A 12,052-nucleotide genomic window follows, 5' to 3' on the forward strand; every position below is an offset into this window, starting at 1 on the left:
CAAGTAATAAATTTGGGTATACTTCAGGGTGTAATGTTTGTTGTGATGCCTTGTTGGTTTTACTCTCTGATGGCGTTTAGCTCATCCAAAATTAGTCTTGTAGATAATTTACCACCGATATCCTCAATATCGTTGATGTTGATGACGTTTATGTTGATAACTGTGCGTCCTCAACGATTGTTTTTGGCAACTATACTGCTCTGGATAGGTGTTGCTGGACCTATTTTGACCTACTTTATTTTTAACCCAGAAGAACTATACTCCCTACGAGGACTAGATTTACTCATGTCCTTCGGACCAGTAATGAGGGTGCAAACTGCACAGATTTTTTTGCATAATCGTCTCCAGTCAATGGTGGAAAGCTTGTATGTCGAACGTCTCCAGTACTATGCTCAAATCACAGAACGGCAGAGTATTCGCCAAAATGCTTTGGAGCAAGCTTTTACCCAAATTCATAATGGACCACTGCAAACCCTAGCATTACTGCAAAGAGATGTGCAAACCCAGCAGATATCTCAAACAGAATTTTTACAACGTTTGAAAGAACTCAATACTGAAATTCGCGCAGTGGGACGCAGTCTTACGGATAAAAATCATACAATTAACAAGCAAGTAATTTCACCAGAAACTTTAGAATCTGCTAATTCTGAAAATTTTCTTCGCTTGGGGGAAGGAACCTCTATCGACCTAAATCTTCCCTTCCATAATTTACTTCACGAAGTATATTCCCTAACCCTTAAACGCAATCTTCCTTGCTTCCAAACTATTCGAGTCAAAGTACGGAATTTTGCGCCTATTACTCAATTTTGCTTAACCTTGGACATGAAACGCGACTTGTGTTTATGGTTGGAGGAATCATTGTGTAATGTTGGTAAACACGCTCGTGGTGTAACTAGAATTGTGGTTACGGGGGAAAAACGTGAAGGTAATTATATTCTTAAGGTACAGGATAATGGGTGTGGTTTAAAGCCAGGAAAGGAGCAACAAGGTACAAAGCACAGCCATTTATTAGCGAAAAGATTGGGAGGAGAATTTCGTCGGGAGTCTTTACCCAAGGGAGGTGTAATTTGCGAACTCTCTTGGAAGGTGGGACAATTACCGAAAAGTGCAATGACTAATGGTCAGAAGTTACCATCTGGTTTGTCCGTAACTGTCAATGATTTCTCCTTGAAATTGAATGATACTGAAATTGTTGAAACAAACAAATGAATTTCAGGAGAAAAAACAATGGCAACTTCAACTCGTACAACTATAAAAAATGGTAGCACTGGTAGTGAAGTAGAAACACTACAAATGATGCTCAATGAAGTTTACGGTTCCGTACTCGTTGTTGATGGTATTTTTGGTAATAAAACTGAAGGTTTTGTTAAACAGTATCAACAAGATCATGGCTTAGTTGTTGATGGTATAGTTGGTCCAGCTACTTGGAATAGTTTAGAGGAGCGTTTTAGCAAAGATTAAATTAATCAATCAATTAAAACTAGAACTTTTTATAGATATACATTAATAAAAGGCCCGATTTCCTATAAAAAATCGGGCCTTTTGTTTTGATTGTTTTTTAAACATTACCGAAAAGTGCAATGACTAATGGTCAGAAGTTACCATCTGGTTTGTCCGTAACTGTCAATGATTTCTCCTTGAAATTGAATGATACTGAAATTGTTGAAAGCAAACAACAATTTGAAAATTCAAAATTTTGGAGAAAAACATGGCTAACAATCTAATCGGTTACGACTACCTTGGCTGTATCTACAACATCTACGATCGCTATGCCAGCGGTTACTCCGTCGATACCACCAAGCGACTGTTTGATTTGCCCGAAGCAGATACAGTAATCACGATTCTAGAGCGGGAATATTCTTACCCTAAGGATGCCATAGGCACTCCTGTCGTGTTAGGCAAGAGTCGTATTGTAGAATATATTACCGAAAGTACTGAAGAGTTATATACCAAAATGTCGATTGATGCGAACCTGAAGGGTTCCTATGGTCTGTTTAGCGCCGAAGTTTCGACTAAATTTTCCGCATCCCACACCAGCAGCAGCTACTTCTATCACGCTGAAAAATCCAGCTATATCCACTCCTACAAGTTGATTTTGGATCTCGATTATGCGGTGAATAATCTCGATCAGAATTTCAAGAATGACGTCTACAACAAGACTAATGGCAGCACCTACGACATGACTGCTAAGGAGTTAGTGGAAAAATACGGCACTCACTTTCTGTACGAGGCTATTTTCGGCGGTCGTTTGTCTTATAGTCAAAGCTTCTCAAAATTAACTCATAGCGACTCCACGAAATTAGAATCGAAAGTAAAGGCAAGCTATGACAGCTACTCGGGAAAAATTTCTGGTGATTACGAGACCTACACTTTGGAATCGAAGAGTGACTCTAATGCTAAATATTCGTGCATCGGTGGCCTTCCCAAAACTTTGGAGCAGGGGTATGAGGCTTGGGCTGAAACGGTTTCTGATGGTAATTTCGTCCTCGTGGACTTTACCGGTGAAAACGGTGACTCCCTGAAGCGGATTTCGGAGTTAGTGGTCGATGACGACGATCGCAAAAATGAAATCGACGCAGCCATCCAAGCTGTTCTTAATAGTGGTGAAATCCCTATTACAACTAAGCTAACTACCAAGTCTGAAAATCAGGAAGAGTGGAGCAAAGGCGATATAAGTAATTTAGAATTAGACTCAGGTCCGTCTGACGATGGCCGCGTAGTAGTCGGCTTTGCAGGTAAGGTTAACAACAGTAAGGGTGACTTCTCTCGTATTGCTGTGTGCTACCTTAATATGTCTACGGGTAAGCGTATTTGGGAGGTGTTTGGAAATGTTGATACTTTTAACCGGAGCGATTACGAAACCATAGGGGAAGTCCCACCTGGGTGTGTACTGACAGGCATTGGGTTGACGGGAAAAGACAAGGATTTCAGCCAAATGGTGCTTCACTACCAAGAACTTACCCCTGATAACTCCACATACAATTATCTTGACAACAACTTACAGTCAGATGGTTTTAAGAGGCAAAACGAAACAGCTCCTGATAGCGGCTATGAATCTGAGTTTAATCCCGGTAGTAATAATGGTAAGGTAATTACTGGCATCGGCGTGACCTACCGTAACAACGGGGTCAAAAGTGTCAAACTGTATCGTAATATCCTAGTGGAATCTAATAACTAACCTACTGATGACTAATAATCTTCACCTCGAAACTACCACAGTATAATTTTTTGTTAGAGCAGCGATCGCCTTATCCAAAGGAGAGTATTTCATAATATAAATAAGGCTTCGTTTAATGTGAAGTGTAATATGAGTAGTTATTAAATGTAACCCTGACTTATGAAAAATTAAGTTGGGGTTTGATTTTGATGATTTTTTTTATTTACAGCGGTTTTCATATGAATAAACCACAATGATACTGACTCCTAACTCCTAACTCCTAACTCCTGACTCCTAATTCCTAGCTCCTGACTCCTAACAATGAATTTAGTGGTCTACTCAACTGAAAAGCTCTGTATTACACCATTTTGAAAAAAGAATGTTACGAATAATAAGCGTGAGAAAAAGACAAATGCAGGAGTTCTCCCTTTGACAAAGCGGTGCGACCCCGCGACGACGCCAGCTCGCTTGCGGAACGCGCACCAAGAGAAAAATAGAATTTATTAGCTCAAAACTGCTATTGAAACTATTTATTCTGACTCCTGACTCGGTCCTCCTGACTCCTAAGAAATAGCCTAACTATTTGTAGCAAAAATTTATCAAATTGGTATTACAGAAAAGTGCAATGATTAATTGTCAAAAATAACAACAGGCTTTGTCTGTAACTGTCAATGATTTTATCTTGAAATTGAATGATACTTAAATTGTTGAAGTAAACAACGATTAAATTAATCCACAAAACAAGGAGAAAATCATGACTTATACAACTCAAACCACCACCACTCGTCCTACTCTTAGCCTTGGTAGTACCGGTCAAGATGTAAAGGATTTACAAGTAGTTTTGAATGCAACTGTTGCTGATAATAGTTTAGTAGTTGACGGAGTATTTGGTAGTCTTACAAAAGAAGCTGTCATAGCTTTTCAAAAAGAAAATGGTTTAACTATTGATGGAATTGTTGGTTCCCAAACTTGGGCTGTAGTAGATACAATTGATGCTTCTGAAAACGATACAAATTCTCGTCCCGTTCTGCGTTTTAGTAGTAAAGGTAAAGATGTAGAATATCTACAAAGACGGTTAAATGGTATTGGATTTGGTTCTCTAGTAGTTGATGGAATATTCGGTGTAGCAACCGAAGAGTCTGTGAAAAAATTTCAAAAGTATTATGGTTTAACTGTTGATGGAATTGTTGGTAGTCAAACTTGGGCTAAATTAGAAACTATCGATGTTTAAGGTTTTATTTAGCAATCAATATTAATATAAATCACTGCTCATTTTTCATCGCTATTAACTAATAAATTAATTTGAGAAATAATGAGCAGTTAATTAATAGGACTTACGCAAAGGTAACGTAATTGTGTCATTACGAGCGACAGCGACGTAATCGCCAAAATCCTGCGTTATACCAATTTGAAAAAAGAATGCTATATTTAGGTGACACTTCAATTATTAAGTAATTAATAAAGACTGAATATTTTTTTTGATAATTATTAGCTAGTTATTGTTAATTATTCTTATTTTTACCTCTCCCATACTCCCCTACTCAAGAAAATGTAGCAAACATTTATCAAAATGTAGCAAACATTTATCAAATTGGTATCACACCTCCCACACTCCCCAAACTCCCCTCTTCCTTCCTCCTTCTTCCTTCTTCCTTCCTCCTTCTTCCTTCTGCTACAACCCATCTCCTATTAAAATAAATGGCGCCCAATAATAAGGATGCCTCAACCTTTTTGACTCTTCTTCATTAATACTCCCATTTATCAAAGCTAGTTGTGCTTTTCGTAATGCTTCTGCTTTTGTCATATTGCCTGTTTTCAATGCTCGATAAAAATTAATCATCAGTACTTGCGTTCCTAGATCGTCAACTTGCCACAAACTTGCCAGAGATGTTTTTACCCCTGCACGTTGCATCTGATAACCCAACCCTAATATTTCTGAACCATCTTTTAAAATACCACCTACTCCTGTTCGACAAGCACTCAAAACTGCTAAATTAATATTAGGTAAGGATAAGTTTGTAATTTCCCGCAAAGTTAAACGACTACCATCACCAAATAAAATAAAAGAATCTTCTGGTTGCCCATTGACAAAATCTGCATGGGTGGCAAAATGTAGAATATTGTACTTATTAACTCGTGAAATAATTTCATTCCAATTGAAGGCTTGATTCAGTAGTTTTGTCGTATTAGGAATCATCTTGGCTAAGGTTTCTACTTCTTGTCCGGCAAATTTTAATCCTGAGAATCGAAATTCTCTAGAACCTACAAGAAATTTATAATTTCCTTGACTAAAAGCTGCTGCTAATACTCGGAGTTTACCTAGAGGTTTACTGTTAAAATTAGTCAGACTTGCTGCGGTAATATTGTTGATGTTTAACCTTTCTATTAACCATTTTTTTCCATCGTATAAAGCTGCTATTGGAATATAACGTAATAAACCATCAGGAGCATAAATAATAGTTTTAGTTTTCGCTAAAAATAGCTCTGTCTCTAAAGGTTCTATTAACCATTTGTATAACTGTTGACCTGTTGTGTGTACTATCTGATCACTAATTATATTTCTAGGATATGTCAAAGCTCCTCTAAAGTCAATAATTGCATTTTTTAACTGTGTTTTGTTAATCGGAACTGAACGATGTATTGGCAATCCTTGACTTGTCACTAATATTAATTCTATCCTATCGTCCAAAATTAAGGGATAAAGTAGTACAGCATTTTGCTTGATTTTGAGGATATTTTGTAATCTACTTAAATTGGTAATATCTATACTTTCTCCATTAGTTTTTTGCTTGAGTTCCTGTATGATTTTGACGATATTTTCGTTGGAAATCAAGTTATGAAATTCTGTTTGAATTTGCTGTTTTTCTGCTTTTAAGTCAGTAATACGTTGTTGTTGAGCTTTCGACCTATCTGTGGGTGATATATTCTGTAAATCTGTGAGTTCTTTGTTCAGTTGTACTGCTTTATCTTGAATAGCGGTATAGTTATCCAATATTTCTTGTTCTTGAGGTAATAATTCTATTCCCACAGAAGTTTGTTCATTACCTTCTACATTGTTGAGGTAATTTTCTAGTTCTTGAACTTTCAATAAATCCAAAACCTGTTGAGCTTCTGTGACTCTATTTTGCTGTAATAATAAATCTGCTAAACGACGATAAGTATCAGCATTTTTTTCGGCATAGGATTGCCGTTTATCTAGAGGAAAATTTTGTAAATCTTGCCGAATTTCTTCTGTGACATTTACAGAGTGTTTATATAAAATAATTGCTACTTCCGGCTGTTTTTCTGCAACTAATAAATCTCCAATATTACTTAAAGTTATTCTTTCACTAGCGCGATCGCCTACATTTCTTTGAGTAGTTAAAGCTTGGCGATAGTAGTCTTCTGCTCGGGTATATTCTTTGAGGCTTTTATAAACTGTTCCGAGACTATCTAGGATATGTCCTTCTTCTGTTTTATTACCTATTTCCTGGAAAATTGTTAATGCTTGGTGCAAATATTCTAATGCTTTTTGATATTCGCCTTTTTGGTCATAAACTAAGCCGATATTATTCAGGCTTTGCCCTATTCCTGCTTTGTCTTTTATTTGTTCTCTAACTGTTAAAGCTTGTTGATAATATGTTAATGCTTGAGCATATTTTTTTTGCAATTTATAGGTAAGCCCAATATTATTTATTGTATTTCCCTCGCCATTTTTGTTGTTATTTGCTTGATAAATTTCTAGAGCATTTTGATACCACTCTAAGGATTTTTCATACTGACCTAATTCTTGATAAATTAAGCCGATGTTGTTAGTAACTGCTGCCTCACCTTGAAAATTTGCTAATTCCTGGAATGTTTGTAGAGCTTGTTGATAATATTTTAATGCTAGAAAATATTGAGCTTGATTTTGATAAATTGCTGCTATATTATTCTGAGTTCCTCCAACTCTAACTAAATCTCCTAATTCTTGACGTATTGCTAAAGCTTGCTCCAAGTAATTTAAAGCTTGGTCATAATTTCCCTGGAGAAAATAAATAGCACCAATACTATTTAGACTACTACCAATACCTTGTTTTTCATTAATTTTGCGACGTATTTTTAATGCTTGTTGATGATAATCTAATGCTTGGGGATAGTCAGTTAGTTTTTGATAAGTAGATCCAATACTGTGAAGGGTTTGACTTATTTTTAGAGATAGAGATTGAGTAGAATTATCTGATAATCTGTATAATAATTGGAATATTTCTAAAGCTTTTTGATAAGCTTCTAAAGCTGCCTGATATTGACCATCATTGTAGAGAAGTCGGCCTTGTTGATAAAGTGCTTCTGCTTCAGTTTGTTGTGGAGTTTGAGATATTAGCTGATTTTGAGGTTGATCAGAATTTAATATTTGAGGAAATACTGTTTCGTAGCATAAGTAAAAAGTTAAACTTAAGCAGCAGATTAGAAAAAATTTTATGAATCTTTTAATTATTCTTTTCCCACTACTTTTAAACATCTTTTTATACTTTTTATTTATTCAGCTTTAGCAATTACCAAATAATAGGCGATCGCTAAAGCTATTATTTAGTTCAATTAATTCATTGGCGAGTCTATTAGACATCTGGTGAGCATAAAAAATCAAATTAATTATCGTACTCTTATTCATTAATTCTTTCCGCCTACTTTGTACAGACGTTCATACAACGTCCCTACTCCTTGTTTTGGTCGAGATGTCTACTAGACATCTCTAATAATAAAAAATCAAATCAATTATCCTACATAAATTATTAATTATTTACCGAAAAATTGTGGTTTAAAGCATCCCCTTTTAAGAGGAGAATAAAGAAAATTTTTCCTTTAAGTCAATCCTCTTAGTTTTAAAAGAGAGGTAATTGTTAATTATTAATTATTAATTATTAATTGTTGAATTCCTACTCCCTCTTTTAGTCGAGATGTCTATTTAAGTTATTCTGATTCTTTTTTGTCATCTTCATCAAATAAAAGAGTTACACTGCCAGAGTCTTCTTCAAAGCAATCAAATTTAATCGGACTTTTCTCGTCCTTCAACCTTTCTCTTCCTTCGGGAGTTTTACATAACAGAGAGTTAGTTTTTTTAGAATTTTGTGGATCGACCATTTCTTCAGCAACCCCTAAAACTTCCCAATAGTAATCCTGAACTTTTTCAATATCACCTAGCTTTTCATAAGTTGCCCCGACATAGAATAAAGCACGACTTTCTGCAAGTAAATCTCCTCTGTCTCGTCGTAGTTTTAATACCTGCTGAAATTTTTCTAATGCCTGTTCGTATTGCTCATTTTGATAATGTTCTTCTCCCTCTTTTAACAACCTACTTATTTCAGATTCACTATTAGAATTACCATAAGAAATATCCTGAGCAAATACAGGTGAAATTTTCCACTTTTCTCCTTGGTGTAATCCTTCAAAGGTAGGGAAACTTAAGGCTAAAGCAGTGGCAATAACTCCCAGATAGTTTCTCCAATAACGCATATATCAATACCTCACCTTAATAAGTACTAAAAAATCTATTTCAGCTACGATCAAGGGACTTCAGGACAAAATCCTTTCGATTACATGATAGTAGTTTCTCCAGGAGAATACTGACAATTTTTCGGTTGTATACTACTTGATTAATTATCACACTGGAAAGGTTATGCAGAATTTTAAGATAGGGGGTTTATTATAAAGATAGCCTCTTAACCTCTTTCCTGATATATCTAGGTTTAAGCTATTTTTTAGGTATTGAGGTATTTTTCTATTTACCCTTCCCAGAAATCTACAAAAATCTATAAAATCTATAATTATCTGATTGACTGGCTATTTTCATCGGAAAAAATATCAAAGTCCCAATAGCTTCATCTATTAGATACAAAAGTTAACACTGCAATAGCGATCGCCAATGTGAATTTAGAGCATAAAAAAATCAACCTCGGTATTAGCTGGTCTTGATGATGAATCCTTAGTCGTATTTTGACAGTAGACATATTTCCTAAGTTTTCTCTGTAGAACCAACTAAGACAAATTGCTCATACTACTATTAAAATTTAATTATATATCGACTATTAAAGATAGGCAATACTTAAATAACTTATGTAAACATAACGATAATAAACTTCTTAGGTGGTAGGTGGTAGGTGTTATATCATGTTCCCCCGGAGGGGGAGCTACGCTAACGGTTGAATATTTATAAATAAATTTTGTGAGGAGTCAGGAGTCAACCCACCCCTCGCCCCTCCCCCTTCCAGGAGGGTAAGTCAGGAGTCAGGAGGAAAAAAAGGAGAAAAAGAGGAAATATAGGAGAATAGTATTGATAATTTAAGTATTTCTTTGGTACCGTCAGTCCTTAAATTTTATTTATAACTGATTATCCGAACATAATATTATATCATGTCTGAAGCCAATCGTTTGTGTAAACCCAAGGGTGAATATCTACAGGAAATTTAGGTTTTTTTCTTGCTCAATAGCCTTTCTCTCTGTTCCCTGTTCCCTGTTCCCTGTTCCCTGTTCCCTGTTCCCTGTTCCCTGTTCCCTGTTCCCTGTTCCCTGTTCCTTCTTCCTTACCGAAAAATTGTGGGTATGCGCCTCCCCTTTTAATATAGAATCCGGTTATATAATATATGCTTATAATTCTATCCACACTTCAATATTTAATATAAAATCAGGTTATACAGTTATCGCACTTTCTACTTCCATTCAATGCAGACATAAAATGCCGGAATATCCACAGATAATTCCAACTCTCATCCTTTCTTCCTGCTGACTCCTGAGGACTGAGGACTGAGGACTCTCATCATACAATAACTAATTATCCGGATACTATATTACTCATTACTCATTACTCATTACTCATTAATCCTCAGTAATATCATGTCCGGTAGCATCGGTCTTGTATAGCAAAGGTAAGGAAGAAGGAAGAAGGAAGAAGGAAGAAGAAAGAGGGAAGAGGGAAGAAGGCTACCCTCGCAAGAAAAAACCATCATTTCCTGTAGATATTCACCCTTGGGTTTACACAAACGATATAAACGGACATGATATAATACGATAACTAATTACCCGGATTCTATATAAGGGGATAATAAATAAAAATTTTCATGATTAGTCAATCCTCTTCTTTTCAAGGAGAGGTAATTATTAATTATTCATTATTAATTATTCATTATTGAACTTTGCTATACAATACCGATGCTAGGGAACATGGGATTATATCATGTCCGGATAATTAGTGATCAAAAAACTTTCTCCTTCTCCTCCTCTTTCTTCTTTTCTCCTGACTCCTGACTCCTGACTCCTGACTCATGACTCATGACTCCTTATTCAAGTCCATCCGTTAATTCCCTCTTGACCACTAGATAGCTGAAGCAAAAAACATACTATCTAGTAAACTATCAATGGTAGTAATGTTCCCAACTAACTGAGTATCAGGCATAGATGCTAGACTTATTTGACTAAAGGAGCGATCGCTGTCTCCCTTTGGTTGTAATGTAAACTGCAAATTATCAATTCCAATTTCCGTAGATTCACTGCCAATGGCAATAAACTGGGTATCCTCTGGAATTGAAATACCTTGACGGCTAAAGTTACTAAAATTATTTGGTTGGCCAGGAACCGGAATAGTCCGACTTAAAGTTGCTCCTTGGCCAATATCTTGACGACTTTCATTGAAAAACCTCACATTGTGACTTCTGTTAGGAGAAGCATAATCCAACGAAAAATTACCAAACTCAATTTCACCTATCCGCTCGATAACTTCAGCTAAATCAATGACAATAGCATCTAGCTCAAACCCTAATTGTTGGTCTGGTATATCGTAGGCAATAACAGTACTATTGTTAGTAGTACCATCAAATCTTCCTTGACCTCCTTGATTCCTGCTTACTAAAGCTACAGTATTAGGAGAAAATCGTAGGTTCGCAGGACCTTGAGGGGGATTAACTTGAACAGACCTCACAAAATCAAAATTGTTAAATTCACCATCAAAACCCAACACCCTAGTAGTAAAAGGTGGAGGTGGTGAGGATATAATTTCATCATCATCAATAATTTCTAAAGTAGCAGGTTGACCAATAGTCGCTCCACCTGTAGCGTTACTTAAACTTAAATTGACAGTTTCCGTATTTTCGACTGAGTTGTCATTCACAATAGGAATATTAATAGTTTGTTGGGTTTGCTCATCTGCAAAGAAAATAGTTTCAGGAACAGGGTTGCCATAATCAATACCCTGAGTTGCTGTGCCATTGGAAAGGTTAATATTGGCACTAACTACTCCATCATTTCCACCAGTACGAATAACTGTAACTGTAGCAGTGGGTTCATTTTCTGTCACGCTAAAAGTGGGATTGCTAAATTGGAGAATACCTGGGTTGGCAGTGCTATAACCAAAGTCAATATTATTGAGGTTTTCCCCAGAAGACAGGGTGACAGAAAACTCTTGAGTTGTGAGAGTAGCATCAGGTTGAGGAGTAATGGTTCTGACGGTATAAGTATTTGGTAATAAGTTAGATAAAGTGTATAGACCAGACTGGTTTGTAACTGCTGTTTGTTCGTTGGGGTCAGGAATGCCATTTTGATTGGTATCTATAAAAACTGTGACACCTGATAATGCTGTTTCTCCTAGTTCGAGAAAACCATTTTGGTTAGTGTCGTTAAATATAATTCCACTAATACTGCCGGAAGGTGGGGAGTCTACAGTCACATTAACTGTAGCGCTAGAGTTAGGAGTATTATTATTGCCATCTGAAATTTCGTAAGTAAAAGTATCTGTCCCACTGAACTCTGGTAATGGGGTGTAGATAATTTGATTATTATTGATAGTGGCATTATTTCCTGCGGTGGTGAAATTATCTACAGTAATAATATTGAGAGATTCTCCTGTGTCGTTTGCTAAGACATCTATAGTTATGGGAGTATTTGCTG

At 36.1% G+C, this 12,052-nt stretch carries 8 protein-coding genes and 1 pseudogene; 5 read left to right on the top strand and 4 right to left on the bottom strand.

Going from position 1 to position 12,052, the window contains the following annotated elements:
* The 4 genes and pseudogenes from F6K27_RS11020 to F6K27_RS11035 form a co-directional block, all read left to right on the top strand.
* Positions 1-1,209: pseudogene (locus F6K27_RS11020) on the top strand (hypothetical protein); the annotation flags it as partial.
* An 18-nt stretch (positions 1,210-1,227) separates the two neighbouring features.
* Positions 1,228-1,461 carry a peptidoglycan-binding protein gene (locus F6K27_RS11025; protein WP_287274301.1) on the top strand — a complete coding sequence of 78 codons (234 nt, stop codon included), beginning with the start codon at positions 1,228-1,230 and terminating at the stop codon, positions 1,459-1,461.
* A gap of 247 nt (positions 1,462-1,708) precedes the next feature.
* Positions 1,709-3,178, top strand: a complete 1,470-nt coding sequence (locus tag F6K27_RS11030) for an MAC/perforin domain-containing protein (protein WP_287274302.1) — start codon at positions 1,709-1,711, stop codon at positions 3,176-3,178.
* A 733-nt stretch (positions 3,179-3,911) separates the two neighbouring features.
* A complete protein-coding gene (locus tag F6K27_RS11035) occupies positions 3,912-4,388 on the top strand; it encodes a peptidoglycan-binding protein (protein WP_287274304.1) in 477 nt (158 codons plus the stop codon).
* Between the two features lie 441 nt (positions 4,389-4,829).
* Here F6K27_RS11035 and F6K27_RS11040 read toward each other — a convergent pair whose 3' ends face one another.
* The 3 genes from F6K27_RS11040 to F6K27_RS11050 form a co-directional block, all read right to left on the bottom strand.
* On the bottom strand, positions 4,830-7,637 hold the full coding sequence (locus tag F6K27_RS11040; protein WP_287274306.1) for a tetratricopeptide repeat protein: 2,808 nt from the start codon (positions 7,635-7,637) through the stop codon (positions 4,830-4,832).
* Positions 7,638-7,664: 27 nt separating this feature from the next.
* Complete coding sequence (locus tag F6K27_RS11045) at positions 7,665-7,787, bottom strand: hypothetical protein (protein WP_282433675.1); 123 nt, start codon at positions 7,785-7,787, stop codon at positions 7,665-7,667.
* 299 nt (positions 7,788-8,086) lie between these two features.
* A complete protein-coding gene (locus F6K27_RS11050) occupies positions 8,087-8,629 on the bottom strand; it encodes a tetratricopeptide repeat protein (RefSeq protein ID WP_287274310.1) in 543 nt (180 codons plus the stop codon).
* 1,396 nt (positions 8,630-10,025) lie between these two features.
* On the opposite strand from F6K27_RS11050, the gene F6K27_RS11055 reads away from it, so the two are divergent.
* Positions 10,026-10,184, top strand: a complete 159-nt coding sequence (locus F6K27_RS11055) for a hypothetical protein (protein WP_287284039.1) — start codon at positions 10,026-10,028, stop codon at positions 10,182-10,184.
* A gap of 300 nt (positions 10,185-10,484) precedes the next feature.
* Here F6K27_RS11055 and F6K27_RS11060 read toward each other — a convergent pair.
* Positions 10,485-12,052, bottom strand: a 1,568-nt coding sequence (locus F6K27_RS11060; RefSeq protein ID WP_287300866.1) for a Calx-beta domain-containing protein, incomplete at its 5' end; no start/stop codon positions are given.

The organism is Okeania sp. SIO2F5 (assembly GCF_010692685.1).
Classification (GTDB): domain Bacteria; phylum Cyanobacteriota; class Cyanobacteriia; order Cyanobacteriales; family Microcoleaceae; genus Okeania; species Okeania hirsuta.

Excerpts from the sequence above, each read along its gene's own strand:
- F6K27_RS11045 (WP_282433675.1), bottom strand. The coding sequence starts at position 7,787 with ATGAATAAGAGTACGATAATTAATTTGATTTTTTATGCTCACCAGATG.
- F6K27_RS11040 (WP_287274306.1), bottom strand. The coding sequence starts at position 7,637 with ATGTTTAAAAGTAGTGGGAAAAGAATAATTAAAAGATTCATAAAATTT.
- F6K27_RS11035 (WP_287274304.1), top strand. The coding sequence starts at position 3,912 with ATGACTTATACAACTCAAACCACCACCACTCGTCCTACTCTTAGCCTT.
- F6K27_RS11025 (WP_287274301.1), top strand. The coding sequence starts at position 1,228 with ATGGCAACTTCAACTCGTACAACTATAAAAAATGGTAGCACTGGTAGT.
- F6K27_RS11030 (WP_287274302.1), top strand. The coding sequence starts at position 1,709 with ATGGCTAACAATCTAATCGGTTACGACTACCTTGGCTGTATCTACAAC.
- F6K27_RS11050 (WP_287274310.1), bottom strand. The coding sequence starts at position 8,629 with ATGCGTTATTGGAGAAACTATCTGGGAGTTATTGCCACTGCTTTAGCC.